21 protein-coding genes and 1 pseudogene are annotated in these 23,073 nt (G+C 58.2%); 12 read left to right on the top strand and 10 right to left on the bottom strand.

Features of this window, described 5'->3' with window-relative positions; all coding sequences use genetic code 11:
* Positions 1 to 18: 18 nt before the first annotated feature.
* The 3 genes and pseudogenes from MEFOE_RS13985 to MEFOE_RS14620 all read right to left on the bottom strand — a co-directional run bounded on the left by MEFOE_RS13985 (position 19) and on the right by MEFOE_RS14620 (position 980).
* Positions 19 to 240, bottom strand: coding sequence for a FeoA family protein (locus MEFOE_RS13985; RefSeq protein ID WP_067050415.1), 222 nt, complete (start codon positions 238 to 240; stop codon positions 19 to 21).
* Between the two features lie 16 nt (positions 241 to 256).
* A pseudogene (locus MEFOE_RS14755) lies at positions 257 to 457 on the bottom strand (FeoA family protein); the annotation flags it as partial.
* A 388-nt stretch (positions 458 to 845) separates the two neighbouring features.
* Positions 846 to 980 carry a hypothetical protein gene (locus MEFOE_RS14620; RefSeq protein WP_268872619.1) on the bottom strand — a complete coding sequence of 45 codons (135 nt, stop codon included), beginning with the start codon at positions 978 to 980 and terminating at the stop codon, positions 846 to 848.
* Between the two features lie 1,292 nt (positions 981 to 2,272).
* Between MEFOE_RS14620 and MEFOE_RS07355 the strand changes: the two genes are divergently transcribed.
* The 4 genes from MEFOE_RS07355 (at position 2,273) to MEFOE_RS07340 (ending at position 7,948) form a co-directional block, all read left to right on the top strand.
* A complete protein-coding gene (locus MEFOE_RS07355) occupies positions 2,273 to 2,689 on the top strand; it encodes a MarR family transcriptional regulator (protein ID WP_067050409.1) in 417 nt (138 codons plus the stop codon).
* 9 nt (positions 2,690 to 2,698) lie between these two features.
* Positions 2,699 to 4,639, top strand: a complete 1,941-nt coding sequence (locus tag MEFOE_RS07350; RefSeq protein WP_067050406.1) for a heavy metal translocating P-type ATPase — start codon at positions 2,699 to 2,701, stop codon at positions 4,637 to 4,639.
* Between the two features lie 106 nt (positions 4,640 to 4,745).
* Positions 4,746 to 6,671, top strand: coding sequence for a heavy metal translocating P-type ATPase (locus MEFOE_RS07345; protein ID WP_067050403.1), 1,926 nt, complete (start codon positions 4,746 to 4,748; stop codon positions 6,669 to 6,671).
* A gap of 77 nt (positions 6,672 to 6,748) precedes the next feature.
* On the top strand, positions 6,749 to 7,948 hold the full coding sequence (locus tag MEFOE_RS07340; protein WP_067050400.1) for an META domain-containing protein: 1,200 nt from the start codon (positions 6,749 to 6,751) through the stop codon (positions 7,946 to 7,948).
* 376 nt (positions 7,949 to 8,324) lie between these two features.
* Here MEFOE_RS07340 and MEFOE_RS14195 read toward each other — a convergent pair whose 3' ends face one another.
* Genes MEFOE_RS14195 through MEFOE_RS07310 form a run of 6 tightly spaced genes read right to left on the bottom strand, consistent with a single transcriptional unit; the run spans position 8,325 to position 12,379 of the window.
* Positions 8,325 to 9,020: a type IV pilin gene (locus MEFOE_RS14195; RefSeq protein WP_067050397.1), complete on the bottom strand. Its 696-nt coding sequence runs from the start codon at positions 9,018 to 9,020 to the stop codon at positions 8,325 to 8,327.
* Positions 9,014 to 9,736 (bottom strand): type IV pilin N-terminal domain-containing protein, encoded by a 723-nt coding sequence (locus MEFOE_RS07330; protein ID WP_083523497.1) that lies wholly within the window; start codon positions 9,734 to 9,736, stop codon positions 9,014 to 9,016. Before MEFOE_RS07330 ends, MEFOE_RS14195 begins: the two co-directional genes overlap by 7 nt.
* Before the next feature lie 27 nt (positions 9,737 to 9,763).
* Positions 9,764 to 10,420: a type IV pilin N-terminal domain-containing protein gene (locus MEFOE_RS14190; protein ID WP_067050390.1), complete on the bottom strand. Its 657-nt coding sequence runs from the start codon at positions 10,418 to 10,420 to the stop codon at positions 9,764 to 9,766.
* Entirely contained in the window at positions 10,417 to 11,067 is a 651-nt protein-coding gene (locus MEFOE_RS07320) for a type IV pilin N-terminal domain-containing protein (protein WP_067050387.1), read from the bottom strand. The genes MEFOE_RS14190 and MEFOE_RS07320 overlap by 4 nt, the downstream gene beginning before the upstream one ends.
* Positions 11,064 to 11,669 carry a type IV pilin N-terminal domain-containing protein gene (locus tag MEFOE_RS13980; protein WP_235809649.1) on the bottom strand — a complete coding sequence of 202 codons (606 nt, stop codon included), beginning with the start codon at positions 11,667 to 11,669 and terminating at the stop codon, positions 11,064 to 11,066. Before MEFOE_RS13980 ends, MEFOE_RS07320 begins: the two co-directional genes overlap by 4 nt.
* Before the next feature lie 41 nt (positions 11,670 to 11,710).
* Positions 11,711 to 12,379 (bottom strand): type IV pilin N-terminal domain-containing protein, encoded by a 669-nt coding sequence (locus tag MEFOE_RS07310; protein ID WP_067050381.1) that lies wholly within the window; start codon positions 12,377 to 12,379, stop codon positions 11,711 to 11,713.
* Between the two features lie 399 nt (positions 12,380 to 12,778).
* On the opposite strand from MEFOE_RS07310, the gene MEFOE_RS07305 reads away from it, so the two are divergent.
* From MEFOE_RS07305 to MEFOE_RS07270, 8 genes are read left to right on the top strand one after another with little or no spacing between them, the layout of a single operon-like run.
* On the top strand, positions 12,779 to 15,133 hold the full coding sequence (locus MEFOE_RS07305) for a PGF-CTERM sorting domain-containing protein (RefSeq protein WP_153015898.1): 2,355 nt from the start codon (positions 12,779 to 12,781) through the stop codon (positions 15,131 to 15,133).
* Between the two features lie 2 nt (positions 15,134 to 15,135).
* A complete protein-coding gene (locus MEFOE_RS07300) occupies positions 15,136 to 16,830 on the top strand; it encodes a hypothetical protein (RefSeq protein WP_067050375.1) in 1,695 nt (564 codons plus the stop codon).
* Positions 16,827 to 18,374 (top strand): type II/IV secretion system ATPase subunit, encoded by a 1,548-nt coding sequence (locus tag MEFOE_RS07295; RefSeq protein ID WP_083523376.1) that lies wholly within the window; start codon positions 16,827 to 16,829, stop codon positions 18,372 to 18,374. Before MEFOE_RS07300 ends, MEFOE_RS07295 begins: the two co-directional genes overlap by 4 nt.
* On the top strand, positions 18,371 to 20,167 hold the full coding sequence (locus tag MEFOE_RS07290; RefSeq protein WP_067050369.1) for a type II secretion system F family protein: 1,797 nt from the start codon (positions 18,371 to 18,373) through the stop codon (positions 20,165 to 20,167). The genes MEFOE_RS07295 and MEFOE_RS07290 overlap by 4 nt, the downstream gene beginning before the upstream one ends.
* Before the next feature lie 11 nt (positions 20,168 to 20,178).
* Positions 20,179 to 20,613, top strand: coding sequence for a type IV pilin N-terminal domain-containing protein (locus MEFOE_RS07285; protein WP_067050367.1), 435 nt, complete (start codon positions 20,179 to 20,181; stop codon positions 20,611 to 20,613).
* A 1-nt stretch (position 20,614) separates the two neighbouring features.
* Complete coding sequence (locus MEFOE_RS07280; RefSeq protein WP_067050364.1) at positions 20,615 to 21,475, top strand: hypothetical protein; 861 nt, start codon at positions 20,615 to 20,617, stop codon at positions 21,473 to 21,475.
* On the top strand, positions 21,469 to 21,969 hold the full coding sequence (locus MEFOE_RS07275; RefSeq protein ID WP_083523374.1) for a type IV pilin N-terminal domain-containing protein: 501 nt from the start codon (positions 21,469 to 21,471) through the stop codon (positions 21,967 to 21,969). The genes MEFOE_RS07280 and MEFOE_RS07275 overlap by 7 nt, the downstream gene beginning before the upstream one ends.
* Before the next feature lie 5 nt (positions 21,970 to 21,974).
* Positions 21,975 to 22,493: a type IV pilin gene (locus MEFOE_RS07270; RefSeq protein ID WP_083523373.1), complete on the top strand. Its 519-nt coding sequence runs from the start codon at positions 21,975 to 21,977 to the stop codon at positions 22,491 to 22,493.
* Between the two features lie 5 nt (positions 22,494 to 22,498).
* On the opposite strand, the gene MEFOE_RS07265 is transcribed toward MEFOE_RS07270, so the two are convergent.
* A complete protein-coding gene (locus MEFOE_RS07265) occupies positions 22,499 to 23,068 on the bottom strand; it encodes a helix-turn-helix domain-containing protein (protein WP_067050355.1) in 570 nt (189 codons plus the stop codon).
* Positions 23,069 to 23,073: the final 5 nt, after the last annotated feature.

Genomic DNA, 23,073 nt, shown 5'->3' with positions numbered 1-23,073 from the left:
GTTATTCTCCTGTGTATGTTAGACCTCGACCACAACCCGGGCGGCGATCTCAAGGCCCATGGCGACCTCGACCCCTTCCGCAAGGACGACCACCGGCCCCTTGATCGGTTGTCGGGTGATCATCTCCAGGCGTTTCCCTTTTCTGATTCCAAGGCAGTTTAAATCGTGACGGGAACCATGAAGTTCGATGACAAACCCGCTCTCGCCATATTCCATCTCTGTCAGTTTTTTCTGCGTCATACAACCTCTCGACGATAATCTGTGCCGCCATCCTCCTGCCGAGCACGACCTCGCCGTCGCCACTCTGGACGACGACGGGACCGAAGGTGGAGGAGACCATGGTGACGATACGACCGACCTGAACCCCGCGGAGGGCGAGGTGCTGGTGGAGTCCGTCCCGACCATGAATATCGATGATCCGTGCACGATCACCGGATGTGAGTTCAATCAGCTGCATGCAGGCTGTTCCTCGATAATAACGTGGATATTTCGAGTGATATGAGGCCTGCCCGAAAGATCTTCGGGATTGTTCAGGGAGCGAAACATCTTTCGGATTTCGATCATTTTTCCGAAAGAATTGATGGGTAAGAAAAACGGTCTGAGAGAGATACAGGCAAAAAAGGGTTCATCTGTCCTCCCGTACCGACACCGGGTGCGTGAAACATAAGGAGGGTGTGAAACACGGTATTGGTGTATGACCCCGGAGATCTATCGTCCCGACCACCATGGGACGTGCTTCCGGGCTCAATCCGAGGATATTGTGATAATTACCATGGTATTCCCCTGACATGCACGAGGCGCTGGTGAGGCCCGAGCAAAGGAGTATCACAGATTCCCGACGATCGTCACATGGTCTCACCCCCCGGCAGGGCGGCGATTCGATCCGGCGCCATGCCTGCCGTCTGCCCGAGAATCACCCAGAGGACTTCTGGAATGTCTTCGAGATCCCTCACCCCTCTGATCGAGGCGACAACGCTCATGCACCGTCCTCCGCGGGCATGTTCCATCTGCCCGGTTTCCCGGGCCACGTCTTTGCTGTGTTCATGTCTCTCCATCTATGGTCGGTCATTCGGGGGTGATGTACGTATCCCGAAAAATATTGGGAAATTTTGGCTTCGTTGAAATCCTCATGTTCAGGTTGATGTCTCTCTCCCTTCCATGAGAGCAGATACGGATCCTCCGCCTTCCCCCCTATGTCTGCCGGGGACTCCTCGAAAGCCTACGGCTTTCTCGAACTCGCTATCGCTCGTTGCCCCCGGACTCCCGGTTGCGATTAGCCTCGGGAAGAGAGAAAAGGACATCGTGAGGAGTGCCGTATCCCTGCCAATCCTCGCGCGGGGGTCCGGGGGCGTAGTCCCCCGGCGCGGGCACACAAGAAAAGGTTACCATGAGCATATCCCAAAACTCTCGTTCATTCCCCCCATCTCTGCATGCAGGGATCGGGAGAGACTATCATGATCGGGTCAATATCTTCCTGAATTCCCTGAAGAATCGTGCGAAACCACCGCCTTCCCCCACCTCTTCGCCGGGGGACTGACGCCCCCTGACCCCCGAAACAGGATAGGGTCGGGGAAGAGAGACCAGAGATCCTGATGAAGGAGATTGCCATCCGCCCCCTATCGCAATGATGGGGGTCGGGGGGTGAAACCCCCCGGACAAGACGCCAGAACAGGATTTTTCAGAACCGGATGTGAGTCCTTTCATCGGCGTGCATGAAGGTTCGGATCAGTTTTGGGATGACCTCCATGAAAATGATCTCGAAGAACGACTCTGCAGGTTCGCACGGGACTCTGACTCTCATTGAGCATCCTTTTTCAGAGATGGAATCTCCGCGCCTTCCCGGCCCTATCGCACTGCGGGGGTCCGGGGGCAACGAGAAGACCGAAGGTCTTCGAGGTAGTCCCCCGGCGCAAGCGTAGAGGAAGGCACGTCGATCAGCAGACCACAAAAAACAATTTTCATCGCGTATGCTTGAGTCCCCCGAGACTCATGCCCGATTCAACAAAGCCCTTTTTTGAATCGTTCATGAAACGAAACGTCAGGCAGTTCTTTGAAAACCACCCCGGTGGTTTTCACGGCAACTCCTCGCGTGAGAGTGCCCCTGGAGGAAATCGCTATCGATTCCTGTCCCTGACGACCAGGACGACACCGAAAAAAATGACACGCCTCTCTGCCGGGACACACCCTATCGGCCCCCCCCCACAGTCTGCACATTCAAATAGTAAGAGATTCAAAATATTTGAATAGGATATTATTTGAAGGACTGAGCATCATGGACACCATCGAAGAACTCAACCAGGAACTCGTAGAATTTTTCGACCGCTTTGCATCATGGGAGACGTCGGTCATCCAGTCGGGCCCCCTGACCGTCTCAGAGGCGCATGCGATCGAGATCATCGGCAACTACGGCCGGATGAAGATGAAAGACCTTGCCGAACGTCTCGGCGTGACCACCGGGACGACCACGGTCACCGTCGACCGCCTGGAGAAGGGGGGGTATGCCAGGCGGACGCCCTCGGAGCAGGACCGCCGCGCATACATCATCGAACTCACCCCCAGAGGCGAAGAGGCGTTCCTCGACCATCACCGCCATCATCTCCACCTGGCAGGCGAGATCGCCTCGGCCCTCAACGACATGGAGACCGGGGTCTTCATCTCGGCACTCAAAAAGATCAACAAACTGATGTGAGGGAGAAAGATGCAGAGACCATCATGGTGCACCGGGGAGACGGCCAGGATCGGCCTTGCCGCCTTCCTCCTCGCCGTCGCACTGATCGGCGGATACATCCAGGCCATCCCGTCCCTCCTCGTGACCGCCCTCACCATCGCCTCCCTCCTCCTCACCGCGACTCCCTTCGTCGTCGAGACGGTGCGGGGCCTCGCACGGAGAGAGCGGAATGTGGGCGAACTTGCCATCCTCGCCATCGTGGCGGCCGTCCTCATCGGTGAGTACACTGCCGCCGCCGAAGTCGGTCTGATCATGGCCATCGGTGAGATGGCAGAAGAGTTCTCCTTCAACCGCTCGAAGAGAGACATCGAGGCGATCGCCGTCGCAAACCCGAGCCACGCCCACCGCAAGGACGGAGACGAGTGGACCGAGGTGCGGACCGACGACCTCGTCGCAGGCGACGTGGTGCTGGTCAGGCCCGGCGACCTGGTCCCTGTCGACGGGACGGTCGTCGTCGGAAATTCGGGGATTGACGAGTCCAGGCTGACCGGCGAGAGCACGCCGGTGGAGAAAGGGACCGGCGGGAACGTCTATGCCGGAACCGTGAACCTCGACGGGACGCTGGAGGTGCTGGTGAGCAGGGCAGGCGAGGACTCGACCTACGGGAAGATCGTCACCCTCGTGAAAGAGGCCGGAGAATGCCGCCCGCCTGCCCGCCCCTTCATCGACCGCTTCGCCGCCGTCTATACGCCGGTCGTCCTCGCCGTCGCCGCGGCGGTCTGGGCCGTGACCGGCGACCTGCACCGGGCGATCACCCTCCTCATCGTCGCCTGCCCGTGTGCGCTCCTCCTCGCCACGCCCTCAGCGGTCCTGGCCGCGACCGGCGCCGCCGCGAAGAAGGGCGTCCTGGTCAAGGGCGGCGAATACCTCGAGGCCGCCGCACGGGTGGACACCTGCATCTTCGACAAGACCGGCACCCTCACCAGGGGAACCCCCGCCGTCACCGGGATGGTGCCAGCCGACGGCGTGGACGAACACACCCTCCTCGGGCTTGCTGCCGCGGCAGAGCGCGGCTCGCCCCACCCCTTCGCGCGGGCGGTCATGGCCGCCGCAGAGCGGGCCGGCATCGATGTCCCGGCGCAGAGCGAGGCCCGCCTCACCCACGGCATGGGCGTGGAGGCCCTGACCCTGGCTGGCACTGTGGTCATCGGCAATGCCCGGATGATGGAGCAGGCCGGGGTCGTCATTCCCCCTGCCGCCGCCGGGGCAGGGACGGCAATCGCACGCACCGGCGCCACGCCGTTGTACGTGGGCCGCGACGGTGAATTCGCCGGAGTCGTCAGGGTCGAGGACCAGGTCCGCCCTGAGGCGGCAAGGGTGGTCTCGGCCATCAGGGCTGAGGGGGCGGAGAAGGTCGTCATCCTCACCGGCGACCACGAGGCCGCGGCCATGAACGTCGCGGCGCAGATCGGCATCAGTGTCGGCGAGGTGAAGGCCGGACTCTTCCCTGCCGAAAAACTGGAGCATATCAAAGCCCTCCAGGACGAAGGGCACACCGTCTGCTTTGTCGGCGACGGCACCAACGACGGCCCCGCCCTCGCTCAGGCAGAGATCGGGGTGGCCATCGGGTCACGCGAGGACACCGTCGCCCTTGAAACTTCACACGTGGTCCTGATGCGCGGCGGGATCACCGCCCTCCCCTGGTTCCTCCGCCTCGGCCGGCGGACCAGCAGGACCATCACCGCCAACGTCGTCTTTGCCCTCGGGTTTGCGGCGGTGATGGCCGGGTGTGCCGCGGCAGGGCTCATCTCCCCGGCGACCGCCGCCATCGCCCATCAGGTCGGGACCCTCGTAGTCCTCGCAAACTCGGTGCGTCTTGCCGGGGCGGACCGGGGCTTCTCTGCCTGTGTGTCCGGGAAAACTTCGGATATCCCTACTCATCCAAACGATCGTCGGGACTCCTTCATCTAACCCGAAGCCCCAGATATCTTCTGCGCATCCAGGACAGGAGTCTGCCAGGACTCTCTATTCCCATTCCATTCCCTTCCATGCGCGATTTTCGGAGAATGATCGGACCATGCCAGGACCCCATACAATCGCATTTTTCAAGAAGGTCGACGCACTGCTCGGCGCCATCAGCCCGAACCACGATACCATGCTCCTGCGAGTCATTGCCGCCCTTATCCCGGCCCTCTGTTTTGCCGGCGACCTGATCTCTGGTTCCCCTCTCCTCGTCTCGATCGGGGTGGTCACCTATCTCTTCTGCCTGGTGCTGTACGCCGAAGGGCTGCTCAGGAGCGTCCTCATGATGCACCGCGTCAGTGCCGAACTCCTCATCGTCGCCGTGATGGTCGTCACCTTCCTCGACGGCCAACCTCTCAGCGGGGCGCTGGTCGCCTGGGTCGTCGGCCTGGGTCTCTTCATCGCCGCGTCCATCATCAAGAAGAACCGTACGCGGATCGAGGGACTGGTCAAAGAAGGAAAACAGACGGCACGGGTGCTTGACGGCGGCACCGTCAGGGAAGTCGGGGTACACGAGGTCTCTGCCAGCGACCTCGTGATCGTCCCGAAGGGGGCGATGGTCCCGGTCGACGGCGAGGTCACCGAGGGGTATTCCTCGGTCGATGAGTCCGCAGTCACCGGCGAACCCTACCCGGTCTTCAAAGAAGCGGGAAGCCAGGTCACCTCAGGCACCCTCAATCTCTCGGCACCTCTCCATGTCAGGGCAACACGGGATGGAGACGACACCTACCTTGCGGTGGTCACGCGAGAGATCCAGGGAAGCCTTGCCGAGAAGTCGCAGACACAGCGGCGTGCCGAGACAATGGTCCAGGTCTTCCTCATCGGGGTGACCGCGTATGCCGGGCTCCTCTACCTTGTCACCGGCAGCCTCGACCTCCCGGCGACCGCCCTCTCGGTGGCCTGTCCCTGTGCCTGGGCCCTGGCCACCCCGGCCGCCTTCGCAGCGACAATCGGACGCCTGGCCCGTGAGCATGTCCTCACCAGGGGCGGCGAACCCCTCGAGCGCCTGGTCGGGGCCGAGACCCTGGTGACCGACAAGACCGGCACCCTCACGCGGGCCGAACCAGACGTGGGGGGCCTCATCATGCTCAACGGCACCGACAGAAAGGACGTGCTGAGAAAGGCGGCCGCCGTCGAGGCCAGGTTTTCTCACCCGATCGCAACAGCGATCACGATCTATGCGGTGTCTGAGGGGACCGGCGCCCTGCCCGAGGTGATCAAGAGCGAAGAACTCCCCGGTCAGGGGGTACGGGCGGTCGTCAACGGGCAATCGGTCTTTGTCGGGAGCGGCGAAACCCTTCAGGCAGCCGGCATCACCCTGCCCCCCGTACAGTATGAAGGGAGGGCGGTCTGGCTTGCCGTCGAGGGCGAACCGCAGGGAGTCTTCGTGATCAGGGACGCTCTCCCGGAGACCGTGGGCGGGTTTGCCGACGCGGTGCGGACGTGCGGGATCAGCCGCGTGGTGCTGGCCACCGGCGACGGGGAAGAGGGAGAGGCGCGGCGGGTCGCCGCCGCGATCGGTGCCGACGAGTACCATGCCGGGTGCCGGCCTGAGGACAAGACCGCTCTGGTGAAGACGTTCCAGGTAAGCGGCCGCGTGGTGATGGTCGGCGACGGCGTCAACGACGCCCCGGCCCTCGCAGCGGCGGACGTCGGGATCGCTATCGGCGGCCACCGCAACCCGGGCCTCGTGGTGCGGTCGGCCGAGATCGTCGTCCTGGGCGACGACCCTGCCGCGGTCCCGGAGGTCCTGGCCGCAGGCAGGGCGATGAAACAGGTGATCAGGCAGAACTATGCCTGGGCAGTGGGCTTCAACACTATCGGCCTCGCTCTCGCGACCGCCGGTCTGCTCAATCCTGTCCTTGCGGCTGTCCTCCACCACGTCAGTTCTGTCTTCGTCGTAGGAAATGCCGCAAGGTTGTACTGGCCGGGAGGACGCCACACAGAAAACCCCAATAATCGCCCAGATTGCAAATCCTGAAATGTATAGGTGCGAATTTTCTCGCAGTCATGGGATCTTATATGTATCGAGGGGATTCACTCCTACTCATGCGATCTATGAAGGACACCATGCGAAAGGCCCTGCCCCTGGCGGGTACGGCCCTCGTCCTTGCCGCGTGTCTCCTTGCCGCCGGATGTACGGGGCAGGCACCTGGCGAGAAGGATAATGAAACTGTCCAGGGGATCGACCTGGACGGCACAACCTGGGACCTCGTCTCGTACGCACAGAACGGTTCGATGGTGAACGCCCTCGAAGAAACGCCGGTCACCCTTACCTTCGGCGAGAACACCACGGCCGGCGGTTCGGCCGGGTGCAACCGCTACTCCGCTTCATACACGGTGAACGGCACGGCGATCACCTTCGGCCCCGCAGTCTCGACGTTGATGTACTGCGGGAAACCGGGCGTGATGGAGCAGGAGAGCGCGTACCTCGGCCTCCTCGGCACGGTGAAGACTTATGAGGTCAGGGACGAGACCCTGACCTTCTTCGACGGGAACGGCACCGCTGTCCTGGTCTTCAAGAAGCATGTGCCGCCCGCACCCGAACCCATTGTCGGGACAGAATGGACCCTCGCGTCCTATCACACCGGCGATGCCATCAGTTCGGTCATCGCCGGCACGACCGTCACCGCCGTCTTCGGGGAGGACGGGAAGGTCACGGGTTCGGCCGGATGCAACCACTACTTCGGGTCGTACACCGTGGACGGTGCAGAGATGACGGTCGGCGCACTCGGGTCCACCGAGATGTACTGCGAGAAACCGGGCGTGATGGAGCAGGAGAGCACCTACCTCAGGCTTCTTGGAACGGTTGCCTCCTTCTCCATCGAGGGAGAGGAACTGACCCTGCTGGACGCAAACGGCACGAAGGTCCTGATGTTTGCAAAGGCCGCCCCTCCGGAACCGAAGCCCCTTGTCGGGACGAACTGGACCCTTGAGTCTCTCCACACCGGCGACGCCGTCAGTTCGGTCATCGCAGGGTCGGAGATCACCGCCATCTTCGGGGAGGACGGGAAGGTCGCCGGGTCTGCCGGGTGCAACCGCTACTTTGCCTCGTACAACCTCTCGGGGTCGTCCCTGACATTCGGCCCGGCAGGGTCTACGAAGATGACCTGCGCGGAGCCCGAGGGGATCATGAAGCAGGAGAGTACCTACCTTGGCCTCCTTGAAGCGGTGAAGAGTTATACCCTCGAGGGGGACCGCCTCTCCCTTCAGGATGAGAACGGTACGGCAGTCCTCGACTTCAGGGTGAAGGCCTGATAATACTCCCTTTTTTCATTCACCCCCTCCATCTTCCCTCCGTCTCATTTTTCTCTTCGATGAAGAGAAAGAACGGCACGTGTCCGACGATCCGACGTGTCAAAAAAGAGGAAAAATGTCTGTTTGCTCACCTGAGCACGAAAGACCCTGTCTGGATCGCCTTGCCGCTGTTCTTGTCGATGACCTTGTACTCCAGGGGGGCGTAGAGGTGGTTTCTCCCCTCTATGACCGGCATGGCCGAGAGGGGACAGATGCTTTGGTAGGACCACGTCAGTGGCCGTAGAACGGACCAACGACTGCCGCGAGCACGCGGCCATGACGATCATCACAGATCAAGGAGGGGATTTCCCCCTCCCGGCAGATCGTATCAGCACGACTAGAATATATGCTCAGGCTCCAGGTACCCGGAGGAGTACACCACGCCGGTCTTGAGATCAGAGAGAGTATATGCACTGCCGCCATCGATAGCGATTGCACCGCTTGCCCAGGTATCGATGGGATCGTCCGGGTCCCCGCGATCAACCTTGAAACCGAGTTGCGATGAAGGAGAATATGAAGGCGCCATGTAAAATTCACTGTAGATGATAAACCTCTCCCCTGGCTCCACGATCGGGTCTTTCAGTTCCTCAAGGGTCAGGCCGCTGCCGAATTTCTGCATCCGGTATCCGGTTGCATTTTTGGTAAGCGTAACACGAGATCTCCATGATCCTTTCAGGTAAGGGCTGCCCTCAACATATTCGAGGCTGACAGGGTCATCATAAGTCAGCGTAAACGCTCCCTGAGCGCCCGTACTACCGGTCATATAGAATTTCAGGTTCCGAAGGTCCAGGGTGCCGCCGCCGCTATTCTTAAAGACGACCCCGATCTGCTCAAATGTTCTTGGTTGACCTCCTCCGGAAGATATTCCGACCAGGTCCACCCGTGCGTCCGATCCCGTCTCGACATCGCCGGTAAGAGCGGTTGCAAAGGAACTGACGACCGCCGCAATGATGATCGTCACGACGAGCATCAGCATCACCCCAACGACCGGAGAAACTGCGTGTTCCCATTCCTGCATCTTCTGTATCACCATGTCGCCACCACATCCCTATCATACACCGTCTGACCGCTTGGCGTGTGGACGATCGTCACGTGGACGACAGACCCCTCCTGGAACCCGTATGCCGTCCGATCGGTCACGTCGAAGCCGAGGAACGGATTACGGTCCTTGAACCAGTACGGTTCGCCTGCCTTGAAGAGGCAGGTACCGAAGTACGGCTTACCTTTGCCAACCATCCCATATCCGGGAGTCAGGCAGCTTAAACCAGCACTTTCAAGATTATACCCGTTGACCTGAGGAATAAACGGATCCGAGTTCTCATCCCACTTGTCGGTCTGACCGATCGCACCGTCCAGCGTGTGCTTGATGACCTTCCCCGCATTCGCCAGAGGAACCCCGTTATAGGTCTCAGGGACCGTGTAGGTGGTAATGATCTTGAGGTCCGCGGAATTCAGCGTATCTCCGGAGACCATGGTCAGCACCACGCATTCGGGGGCAGGGCCGGGCGCATTAGTTTTCGCCCCGTTCCCAACTGCGTCCCCGGCACGTATGCTGATGTCGAATGCCGTAGTCGGTGCCGGTTCGGCCGAATCGCTCAGGCCACCTGAGAAACTGCTGACAAGAGCGGCGACGATGATCGTCACGACAAGCATGAGCATGACCCCGATCACGGGAGAGACCGCACTCTCTCTTTCGATGAAAAAGAGGAAGGGTCTCTCCGCTTCAGGGCTTATTCTCTCTCTGCACATTGTCATTCACCTATTCTGAAAGTAGCCTCACCGTATGATGAGCGTACCCCTCTGTATGGGCTTGCCGCTCAGTTGGTCGGTGATCGTGTAATCAAAGGGCACATTGGCCTGTACCTTGAACGTGCCGCCAGAACCCTCGGGAGACCAGGTGAGGAACCGTCCCTTCGTCGTATCGGCGGAGAGCGTGTTGTCGTAACAGTTGTCGGCGACAATCCTGAAAGAGTCACCAACGGTGATCAGTTCATCGCCTTTTCCCGGACGTGCGAAATAGGTGTCATTGCCGAAGGAATTTTTCAGCAGTTCCATCTTCGAAGTATCGACTGCCGCAGCAGTGCTGTTGAGTCGGGTGTTCATGTCGAAGTTAATCACGCTGTCCCCGTTTTTCAACTGGACGGTAATATCCCGCAGTGAAAAGGAATCCCCGCCCGAAAGACGGAATTCGATCCCATTGTTCGGCTTAAAGGAAGCAGGATGATCGGGAACCGAATTCGTCTTATCCGTATCCGTAATGCTGCATATGTACGATGCAGAAAGAGTAACCTGGGGTGCAAGCGTCTGGTCCTGCGCAACATTGCCGGAAAATGCACTCACCATCGCGGCGATGATGATCGTCACTACCAGCATCAGCATCACGCCGACGACCGGAGATACGGCTTCACCATCATGTACGCACTTTTCAATCATTGGACAATCACCCTGCCGCTGTAAAGACTCTTCTGGCTTGGGAGATGGATGATCTCGACATCAACAGCAGATCCTCTCCCAAAACCGAAGATTGCACAATTCTCCGGCGTCGTGACGTCAAAGCCGAGCACCGTCGTGGTACCTGCCGAACCTCCGGTACTGATGACGTCGCCTGAGGAGAACGTGTACTCGCCGAAGTTCGTGCCCGCTTCTCCGGGTTTACCGCGCGAGACATCGTTCAGGTACGGTATCTTCACAGAGGAAATCGCCTCACCATTGATGATCATATTGCTCACAGCCTTTGTCGAGGCCGTCACCTCGCCGCGCTGCATGGTCTTTTTTGTCGATGATGGAGGGGTGTAATAACTGATAATCCGCAGGTCGGATGTGGGGATACCGCTTCCGCCATGATGCTCGATCAACATGACATACTGGTTCTTGTCCGCTCCCCCATTGGATATCAGTTTCACGTCCATCGCCGCTGAGGGGGTGGTCTCGGTATTCCCAAAGGCATTCCCGGAAAAAACCGATACAAATGCGGCGATAATGATCGTCACCACCAGCATCAGCATCACGCCGATGACCGGGGATACCGCGTCGTACGTATCAGAACTCATTTTTTCTCTCTTCCTGATCTGCTTGTTCATAACACACTTCCTACAAGAGTGCCGGAGGAAATGACCGCTCCGGACTTTTTATCGCTGAGCGTGTACGTTGTCCTGCTGCTCACCTCAAACTCGCCGCTGGTGTACGGTGACCCTTCCATGCCACGGTCGGAGACGTACGCAACGCGTCCGTACCTGCTCGTACCGTCCTCGATGTAGCGGTCCGCGTGGATCACAAACCTGTCTCCGGCCTTGATTTTCGAATTGGCTACAGTCGGTGCTTTACTTGAGTCCCCGACACCGATCTTTTTCATGCGATACGTGAAACTAGACGAGAGACGGGCTTCATTCGGTACGGGGGTCTCACGATACTTCGAGGACGTTGCATCGGTATAGGAGATCGAGACCTCATCTCCCCCCGACAGCGTCGATTTCAGGTGAAGGTCTAGGTCCGAGAGCAGTAACGTCTCTCCACCCGTATTCTCGAATACCAGACCGATCTCCCCGAGGCCGCCGCTCTCTCCTTTTAACACCCCGACGTACTCGACCAGGGTTCCGGGTGCGGCGTCCGTGTCCGAGACAAAACCGGTAGAGAATACGCTCACCGTCGCGGCGATGATGATCGTGACGACGACCATCAGCATCACCCCGACGACTGGGGAGACTGCATCGTCTTTGCTTGAATTCACCACGGTACAATCACATCCCTGTCATAGAGGACCTTCCCGCTGCCGGTGTGGACGATCATGACGTTCACGGTAACCCCTTCACCAAACCCGTAGACGCTACGCACACCGGTTTCAAATCCAAGGAAGTTATCGCGGTCGAAGGAGAGGCGTCCCCCGGGCACAAGAGTAGCCGTCCCGAAGGTTTTTTCCGCAGTTCTCGTGGACACGATGCTGTCGTCATTGGTCACCTGCGGGGTGAACGGATAATCGGCGCTCAGGGTATCGAGGGCGTTATCTTTGGTCGGGGCGAGCGAACCGTCAATCGTGTGTTTGATGAGACACCCGCTCTTCTTCAGTTCACTGGTGCCCCACATCTCTGGAACGGTATAGGAACTGACGATCTTGAGGTCCTTCGTCGCCAGCGGATCGCCGCCGAGATGTTCAATCGTCACGTTCTTCTCGTTCGGACCGGCAAACATCATGATGGCCAGCGTTGCGGTCGGTGCCGTATCGCTGGAAGATCCCAGGCCCCCGGCAAAACTGCTGACAATCGCGGCGATGATGATCGTCACGACGAGCATCAGCATCACGCCGACGACCGGCGAGACGGCATCGTCCCCTGCACCGAAGCCCGGTTTTTTTCTGCCCCGCAGTAGGGGTGTACATATCCAGAATTGCAAAATCATGGCGTCGCTTCTCCCATAAACAAGTTAACCTAAACTATGACAATAAATTTGTAGTATGATATTTCATAGTCCCATATTTAATCTTTCTCTACTCTCGTGGCGCCATTCGAATTGTTTTGTTAAAATTATGCCAATCAATCACGCATATCGCTGTTGCATGGCGACATTGCATTGCGATGAAATAAAATAGCGTTAAATCAAATATTTTTGATATAGAGGAAAATTTCTGCCTCAGGGAGTCTCAAAAGTATGAATCAATATCGGCTCATAGCAGTCCTGTGCATGGCGCTCCTTCTCGTGGCTACGTTCGCTCAGCCGACTTCAGCGCGTTTTTCGACCCCAGAAGGATCCAACGCTGGAATAAGTCCGGGAGATACCGTTTTTCTGGGAGAAAGAAATGTGAACTTCTCGGCGTATTCCGACCCAATAAAAGGAGAACCGGTTCGTATCGTACGAATCGACGAGTCGGGGCAGCAGGTCGACCCTATTGCAATCACCGACAATGTTGCAAACTACATCCGCGGGAAATCAGGGCAGTATTATCCTGTTTACAGCGATGGAAACCGTAGTGGGAGCAAATACTGTCTGATACAGAACGCCGCCGACATTCTGGGCCAGATGAAGATACGCACCGTCGGGACAGACATCGAGCCCGATACAAATCCCAGTCAGCAGAACACCATCCCCTACCGGATGAGCATACAATTCCAGATGCCCGACCAGAATCTTCCCCTCAGCCAGTTCCGGGATTCATGGTATGAGTACGAACTCCAGGGCAATGTCAAAACAAGCAGCATAACCAATACCGCTGGAAATACGGTCTCTCTCAAAGGACTTTCCGTAAATCCCGCGACACCGGACAATACATATGTGTTCCGCCTCTCCGACCAGAGGGCAATCTCTTCGGGTAGCGATGCAACAATGGTGTTCCGGTTGACCCTGAACGATATGAATTACGAACTACCGTATTCTTTCAGGGTACAGGACTACCCGCTCGCACTCAAACTATCCGAAAGTTCCGTGCAGCGTAGCGACGATCTCATCCTCACCGTCCAGGGCACGCCCTTCATGCAGTATGACGTCACCCTGCCCGTTCCCGGGCCGGGAGAGGACTATCCCCTTTTCGAAGGGGGCGGGTGGGACGACCCCAAAATATCGGACTATCATGTCCGTGTCCACCCAGGGTGGGACGGCACGGTCAGGCTGAATATCCATATCCCGAAGAATGCCCCGACCACCAGTTACACCGCCTCTGCAACCGGTCCGGGTATCGTCCAGCCGGTGACAACGACATTCTACGTTGACACGAAGACCATGAACCTCATCTTTGATGAACCGGATGAGAACCAGTATGCCCTCGGCGATACAATCGAACTATCGGGAAAACTGACCAATATCGATAAAACATCTGCAACAACTCTCATTCCAATATATCTCTCCGTTACAGGACCCAATCTGCCTCCGAATGGTGCTCCTCTCACCAACCCGTCACAGGAAGTGGTGGACAGCGCACCGGATACATTCACCGTAACCTCATACAACCCGGTCCTTGGACTATGGAGTTATAGTTGGGATACCTCGAAGTTCGCCGGCGATGAAGGCACCTATACCGCCCATGCGAACCTCCAGCCGATAGGATATCTGAAAAGCAGTTATCCCGGTTCTCCAGGGTCCATTGACGGTGAGGTTCCGCCATCATGGGAGTACGAACTGAGCGCCCCGACCATTCACGCAAAGTTCGACGAAAAGACCGGAGGGGTGTTTGCCCGCGGGGATTATCTCTATTCCTGGTGGTATGGCCGGGGAAGCCCCGGCAAAACCAGTACACTAAGTTCCACCGGCCACATGAAGTGGTATATCTTCGGCCCCAATTTCCGGTATGCCGACTATAACTCTCGGTTCCCCCTCGGCGACGAAGGGTCGTACGGCATCACGCACTCGCGCAACTTCACCTACGACCTCACGCCGGGCGAATACTTCATCGTCTACCACCACCCCGGACACAACAACCAGTTCGACCTCCTCCCGGAGAACAACCTCTACTTCAGAGGAATACTGAACCAGATGTTCAATGCAGACGGCACGCTGAAAGCGAACCTGGGATCGCTCGATGCCAGAAACGCTGCCGACGCTCTGGTAAAGGCACTGGATTCCCCGACCATCGACGATACCTATGTGATGGACACCTTTACCGTCGAAGATCCCCTGATCAGGATCCGGTCGCCCGGCGACCTGGTCGTCGGAGATAAACTGGTCGTCGAGGGAGCCACCAACCTTGCCGGAAAGGGGACAACCGCCGACGGAACAGATATTGCCGATAAATTAACGCTGACGATCACCGCACTCAACCTCTACGAGGGAGGAAAGGCAAATACCGTCATGAATATCACGACCGATAATACCTATCCGGAAAAGTACGACCCTGCCACCGGAATCCGTCCATTCTCCTACGATCCCATCGACACCGCCTCCTGGTACCCCGGGCTGTACCAGATCACCGTCCTGTGCAAGGATGTCAGGTACAAGAGCACCAGCACCTTTGAACTCCTGGGCGAGGGCAGTCAGCGCACCACCACAGCCAACGATGCGCAAAACCCGTTCCCTCCACGGACCACGGCGACACCCGCCCCCGCGTCGTCTGTAGAGCCGACTTTTACTCCCACGTCCCTCCCTGCGACGCAATCTCCCGGCTTTGAGGCCCTCATCGCCGTTGCTGCGGTATTGGGCGTACTCATCACGAGGAGGAGGCGATAGCCGTGGACCTCGCTTTCGACGAGTCGCTGTTTAAGAAACTCATTGTCGTTCTTGTAATCGCCATCGTCGTCGTCGGCGCCGCTGCTACCCTCAGGTTCTCCGGCCTTCTCGGTAGCGACGGCGACACCCCGGATCCCCTCCCCGGTACTCCTGGGCCCGACACCAGACCAGATCCTTTCGAGGACAATCATGAGGATCAGGAAAAACAGATCGCCGGTCCGAAGTCCTATGCCTGGACCTATGGAAGGACGGGGATGACGATGGATCTCTACATCCCCAACTCTACTTACCAGCATTTTGTATCCTCGTCACACGGAACCTATGAAGACAAACTGCAGAGAATGGCGGAGTATGTCGTGACCGACGGTGACGACGGGATCATCAGTACCGTGGCAGAATGGTTCCTCGCCACGTCCCTGTCTCAGGGGTACGGCGACAGCGATGCCGTCGGCAATGTCCTTGCCTTTGTGGCGAGCCTCAAATACACCACAGACGAGGAGCGCCAGCAGAGCGACGCGTACCCGAACTACCCTGTCATAACTCTTGCCGCCCAGGAAGGGGACAGCGAGGACCACGCCATTCTTGCCGCCGCCATTCTCAAGAAGATGGGTTACGGCGTCTCCCTCCTGTGTTATCCGGCGACCCATGACAGGCGCACGATCATACCCGGGGCTACCGCCCTCGCCCTGACCACCGACGGCACGACTTCAGGGAGACTCTACCGGGCTGTTGCAGAGGTGCCGGCGGGCAGACTCGTCTACGATTCCAGGAACGGGACATGTCTCGTCACCCTTCCTGAAGGCGGCGATGCCGCATCAGGGTGGTACTCCGGCGACGCCGTCTGGCGCAACACCACATCCTCCGGTCACATCGATGTGCAGTATTATCCGGCGAACCAGACACTCGTCACAGGGACAGGCCTTCCCGACGCCCATACCATCGTCATAGAAGACGCCGTCTGGAACCAGCAGGTCATCGTCTCGACGGCCTGGACTGTAAATACCACGGAGAAAGGTATCCCACAGAGCGCATATGACGGAATGGTCCCGTACTTCAACGGCGGCGACGGCCTCTGGCTGGGATGGACTCTCTCGCGGGACGACCGTCTCGATGCCGACACCACCGTCGCCGGGAAACAACCCCTCGGGGAAGCGCCTCCATTTTCAGCGAACGAGAGTCTCACGGGGGCTCTTCGCGTCCCGGTCTTCGGACCCTCCTCACCATTGACGACCTGGCTGGAATCGGTGGAAGACTACTACACTGACACGTGGTACCCCGCCGGGATCACATGGACCTGCAATGACAAATGGCGGCTCCACGATAACATCCTTGAAATGCAGGACTCCCTTTTCGAGAAACCCGGGGCCTACTCTCTCCAGGGCGTCACCGATGTTATTGCCCCCGTCCCCTGGCGGGTCACGTACACGGTCCCAATCATGGACTCTGAGCGGTCTGAGAAAGATCTGACCCCGTACAGCGACGTCCGGTTCGCGCTCTACCGTATCGAAGACGGTACCGCCGTCTTTGACCGGACCTTCGGCTGGCAGACCATCTACGGCGCGGAACAGCGAAAGAACGAGGCCGTCTTCGGTGCCGGAGACTATGCACTGGCAGTCTTCGTCAGGAACTGCAAGGTGGACGTGGGCATTGAATATCACGGCAAACCGGCTGAAAAGACCTATCATGGGGGGATATGATGTTCGACTTCACCTCTCTCTTTGGAAAAAAGACAAAAGAGACCCCTTCGGAGAAAATTACCGCAGCAGAAGTTCCTGACCCCGGCCCTTTGATCCTGGACCTCCCCCCTGCAGACCCCGATAGAGAGATGGTCGAGCGCTACTGGCTTGTCCCTCCCTTCTCCTATGTCAACATCTTCCGCAGGGATCCTGCCGCTCTCGGGTACGAGATCGTCGAACCCCGCGTCACGGAAAAAGAACTGGTCGTCCTGGAAGAGACGTTTGAACAACTCAGGGCAACACTGATCTACGACACCGCCCGCAAGAGAGGCGAACTCGACCTCGATTCAGACCTCCTCAGGAAGGTGATCCGCTCCTTCGACCCGGAGATGCCTGACGAAAGAGTGGCGGTACTCGTATACTACCTGCGGCGCAACTTCCTCGGCTACGGAAAACTGGATCCGTTGATGAACGACGACAAGATCGAGGACATCACCTGCAATGGCCCTGATATCCCGATCTTTCTCTATCATCGGAAATATGCCAATATTCAGACAAACTGCATCTTTGACCGTGAAGAGTTGAACAAGTTCGTCCTCAAACTCGCCCAGAAGGCTGACAAACAGCTCTCCCTCTCGACCCCCCTCATCGATGCAGCCCTCCCCGAGGGGTCGCGTGCACAGATCACATACTCGGACATCATCTCTTCAAGGGGGAGTTCGTTCACCATCAGGAAGTTCAAGGCCGACCCCATGACCCCTGCCAACCTCATCGCCAACCACACCTATGACCTCGACCTGATGGCCCACATCTGGCTCGCGGTCGAGAACAGGAAGAGCATGATCATCTCGGGCGGGACGGCAAGCGGCAAGACCTCGACGATGAACGCTGTCTCGTTCTTCATACCGCCGGTGGCGAAGATCGTCTCTATCGAGGACACCCGTGAGATCCAGCTCCCGCATATCAACTGGTTGCCGATGCGGACGCGGGAAAGCGCCAATGTCAGCGGCACCGGCAACGTCGGCATGTTTCGCCTCCTCAAGGCGGCCCTGCGTCAGCGGCCAGAGTACATCATCGTCGGCGAGGTGCGAGGCGAGGAGGCGCAGACCCTTTTCCAGGCGATGAACACCGGGCATACCACCTACTCCACCGTTCACGCAGGAAACGTGCGGGAGACGGTGAACCGCCTGATCCATGACCCCATCAACGTACCGGTGGCCATGTTCAACGCTCTCGATCTGGTGCTGGTGCAGAGTCTTCTCTATGATGGCGGGAGGGGATTCCGCCGGTGCCTCTCGTTGAACGAGATCCGGGTCGTTGACGATGAAGTCCGCTGGGAACCGCTCTTTACCTGGGACCACAGGACAGATCGGTTCGTCAAGGTGTACGAGCAGTCGGCCGTCTTTGACGAGATAGCCTACCAGAACGGCTGGGATAAAGAGCAGCTTGAATCAGCTCTCGCTCATCGAAGAAACGCTCTTGAGGATATGGTCAGGAAAGGCGCGCTCTCCCCTTCGATGGTCGGGCAGATGATACAGGAAATGACGGTACAGGAACAGCAATGACAAAAACAGCAATGTCCGGTACCTTCAGGGATAAGATAGCACACTCATTGCTCTCGGCCCACATCCCGATCCCTGCCATGCGCTACCTGCAGTACGGTCTGCTCGTAACCCTGCTTGCAGGTTTTCTCTATATACTCTCGGTTCTCCTCCTCTCCCTCTTCGGGATCGAGGTCAACTTCCTCCCGGCCATCCCATACGGCATTACGGTTCTGATCGGCTTTATTGCCGTCATCGGGCTGTTGCTCCTCGGCATCTACCTCTACCCTCTCCTCCAGGCAGAGGGGCGTCGGACGCGGATCGAGGCCGACCTCCCCCACGCGGTCACCTACATGCAGGCCCTCTCGTCGACCTTCACGCTCTATGACATCTTCAGGGCGGTCTACGAGGCAGGAGACCTCTATGGCGAGGTCTCGAAAGAGTGCGGGCTCATCGTGCGGGACGTCGAACTCTTCGGGCTTGACCTCCTCACCGCAATGCGGAATGTCCAGGAGGTCACACCCTCGGCCAACTTCAAAGAACTGATCAACGACCTCACGCTGGTCTACCGGAGCGGAGGAAGCCTTGTCAGTTTCTTCAACTCCAAGTCCGAGACCTACCGTGAACTTGCACGGCAGGAGCAGGAGGCCCTCCTCCAGATCCTGGAGATGATAGCGGAGATCTACGTGACAGCGTTTGTTGCCGGCCCGATCGCGATCATCATCATGCTGGTGGCGCAGAACCTCACCGGACAGAGCCAGCTCGCCGGCATCATGCCGCTCATGTACCTCGGTCTCCCACTGGGAGCGATCTGTCTTATCTTCATCCTCCACGTCCTCCTCCCGCCCGACAACCTCGACGTCACGCACCGCGAGGTGAGGGACTCGGAGTTCAGTCCTGAGATCCTGGACCCCACGACCGGGGAAGAGCCAGACAAGAAGTTCCTCAAAAACCTTGAGTCCAGAAAACGCTGGTTGCGTCTTTGTGAGATCCTCCGCCATCCCGGAACGTTCTTCATCTCCGATTATACCGTCGGAGCGGTGATGGGGGGCGGGTTGCTCGTCGCCCTCTTTCTCAGTCTCCAGTTCGGTCACTTCAGGTCGGTTTTTCCCACGTATACGGCGGAGGTATTTCTATGTCTCGCCGTCATCGTGGCCGTGGTCCCGGTGATGATCGCATACGAGGTGCGCCGCCGATATGTCACGAAGATCGAGATGCAACTCCCGGAGTTCCTTGCCGAGATCGCGGATATGCGTGACATCGGCATGACGCTGCAGGGCGCCATCTTCATGATCTCCAACACCACGATGGGCGTCCTCTCCCGTGAGGTGAAGATCGCCGCCGAGGAACTCAGGCTCGGGTCAAGCGTCTCGGGTGCGCTCGTGCGGATGGAAGAGCGTATCGGCCTCGTTTCTGTGAAGAGAGCGATCTCGCTCCTGGTGCGGGCAAGCGAGGTGACCGATTACATCCGCGAGATCCTGACGATCGCAATCAACGACCTCCAGCACTATATCAAGATGAAGACAAAGAGGCTGAACGTCTCGTTCGTCTACCTGGCGGTGATCTATCTCTCATTCGGCATCTACCTCTACTCGGCCTACCAGTTGAATGTGGCGTTCATTTCGAGTTTCTCGGCGTACGACGTTACGTTCGACATCAGCGCAAACGTCAGGGAGATGTTCCACGTTGGCATCATCCTGGGGTTCTTCTCCGGGATCATGGCCGGACAACTCTCGTCGAACAGCATTCTCGCTGGATTCAAGCACATCTGCGTGATGCTTGCGGCGACGGTGGTTCTCTTCGTCTTCATCATATGAGGCAGGTAACCATGACAGACAGAATACAGCACGAGGAAGCGGTCTCTTCGGTCGTCGGCGAGATGATCATGATAGTACTGGTCATCATCCTTGTCGCTCTCTTTGCAACATCAGCGTTTTCCCTGCTCCCGGGCGACCGGGAGACGAGTATCGATATCGCTATAACGGGGGGATCGCCGGGTTCGGATACGATCAGTCTCTGGCACAAGGGGGGCGACTGGGTGGAGAAGAAAGACCTGAAGGTGGTCATCATCAGGAAGAACGGGGACAGAAAGGAGTACCGTCCCGATATCTACGATCACAAGGGCAACTGTACCGAAGCATTCGATCTCGGCGGGTCCCTGAAGGTAAACATGCCCGGCACCCCTCTCGCGGCCGGGGACACGGTACGCCTGGTCACGCCGAAGAGCGTCATCTGGTCAACAGGAGAAATAGGAGGGATCTGATATGAAAAAGGACGAGGCGGTCTCAACCGTGATCGCGCTGATGCTGGCCCTCGGTATCATCGCCACACTGATCGCGATCTACTCCGCGACATATCTTCCCGGGTTGAAACAACAGTCGGAGATCGAACACTCCCACGAAGTGGCGGACGCCTTTGTCAGGTTCGGTTCAGATATCGACTATGTTGTCTCCCATAAGACGAAGGCCCGGTTCGGTGAACCGTTCTCCCTTGGCGGGGGTGATGTCCTCTTGAGTCCGGTCAGATCGAGCGGGACGGTCGCCATAGAAGGGCAACCACTGGCAAACGTAACCGTCACCGGCATGGGGCAGACGAAGGGAACAGCATCCCTGGTGAACATCTCCTATACCCCCTCCTATACCACCTGGGAGCCGCAGGGTTATCTGTGGGAATACGGCTTCGTCGCCGTGACGAAGGACCGGAGGGCGACACCGCAGTCGTCGCGCTACACGACGATGAATGAAGCACGGGATAACAGCACCGACTTCCTCGGGTTGTTCATCGAAATGACCCACTCTGTCGACGGCATCGCGATCACGCTGGTGAATCTCACCCCGAAAAAAGACGAATCATTCATCACCGGGAGCGGAATAGCCACACTCCACCTGACCGCCCCCGAACCCCGGTCGGTTTCCCTGCCGGGGACAACAAAAATCGTCTTCGAAGACATCACCTCTGGCACTCAGATGCCCGGGATAGAGAATTATCTGAAAAAAATCTGCAATGAGATCAGGGGTACCGGTCTCGCTACATATACTGCCGAGGGATCGTTCCATACCCTTACGTTCGACCCCTCCGTGACCGTGACACTCAGGACCGTGAATGTCGAGGTGAACGTATGTTAAAAGTGGAGAAGGAGACGGCGGTCTCCCCCGTCATCGGCGTGATGCTCCTCCTTGCGATCGTGATCATCCTCGCCGCACTTGTCGCCTCCTTTGCCAGCGGTGCTGCCGACGCGAAGGAAAAAGCGCCCTCGGTTGACATCGCGGTGTACGCTGCAGGGAGCGAGAAGAATTTCACCCTCGTCTTCGAGCACCGGGGCGGAGACCCGCTACGGACCGGAGATCTCAGGATCAACACCTGGGTCCACCTGCCTGACGGTGGTCAGTGTCCTGCAACCCATGACCGGGATGTACTGAATACACTCTTCGGGACCGATATCTGGGCAGCGGGGTACAGTGCGAATACCGGGGACCGGAAGGCAACCGACGCATTCCTTGAACTTGACGGGAAGTTGCCCGATCGCATCAAAGAGTCGGCCGTTGTCGAAGTGGCGATCTACCACCTGCCGAGTGGTTCTCTCCTGCATAAGAGCAGTTTTCTCCTGAAGGAGCGGTGAATTGCATGAATGATAGTATGAATAATGATAATGCCGTGTCTGAGGTGATAGGCGTCATGCTTATGATCTCGGTCACGCTGATCATCGTGGGCCTGGTGGCGGTGTACGCCACCGGCGCGGCAGGTGAAAACGAGCAACCGGTCAGGGCAAATCTTGTCGCGTCGGGGGTGATCCTGGATGGAGATGGAGGTGTCGTCTTCGAGCACATGGCCGGCGACCCGCTTAACCTCGACCGACTGGAAGTAAGCCTGGGCATACGTGACGACCCTTCAAGCCATATTATTGTCAGGAATGAACCCGGCAAAAAGCAGTATATCCAGAAGTACTCGAAAAATGACAGTGATGTCCTCCTCGGAGACCGGTTCGTACTCTACGCTGATGGAAAGGACGATAACGGGCTCAACTGGCAGGGAGAAACCGGTGGAAAATTCACGATCCAGCCCGGCCACCACCTCACCTACCGCTTCATCGACCGGCGGACAGGTGCACCGATCTCGTCGGGTGAGATTGCGATCGATCTCTAGTTTATTCACGCCGGCCGTATGGCCGCAATCGCCCCGTAGTCGCCGTCTTCAAAGACGGCCGGGACGGTCCAGACGACATAGGCGCCGCACTCCCCTGCAAGGGGGTGCCAGGTGCCGCCGCCATCTCTTTTTCCCCGCACCGCCCCCTCAAGATACCCGGAGTCGGTCAGGAAACGGAGGATCGCACAGGGCGTCTCCGAGACGGGAGCACCGACAATCTCGTCCTCCCTCATACCAAAAAGAGCGCAGAAGTGTGCATTGACATGCCTGACCCTCAGGTCCGAACCGACCGTGACGGCAGGGTCAGGCAGGAAAGGAAAGAGTGTCGAGACAGGAAAGCGCACGGCGAGGCGGTAGACTCTGGCCGACCCGACGACCTGCATCTCGACTCTCCCGGCGACGACGAGCATGTTCAGGTACTTCGCGACAGAATTACGGTTGAGGTCGATCGTCCGGGAGATGTCGGAGATCGAGAGGCCATGGGTCTCCTCCTCCAGAAGACACAGTATCCTTTTTATTCCGTCATCGCACCCTGGAGACATCAGGAGTTGTTCCCTGTTCACCTGCATATCCATATAAC

It is taken from the genome of Methanofollis ethanolicus (genome assembly GCF_001571385.1).
Lineage (GTDB): Archaea > Halobacteriota > Methanomicrobia > Methanomicrobiales > Methanofollaceae > Methanofollis > Methanofollis ethanolicus.
The sequence above is the reverse complement of the archived record's forward strand: the minus strand, read 5'-3'. Positions and strand labels throughout refer to the sequence as shown.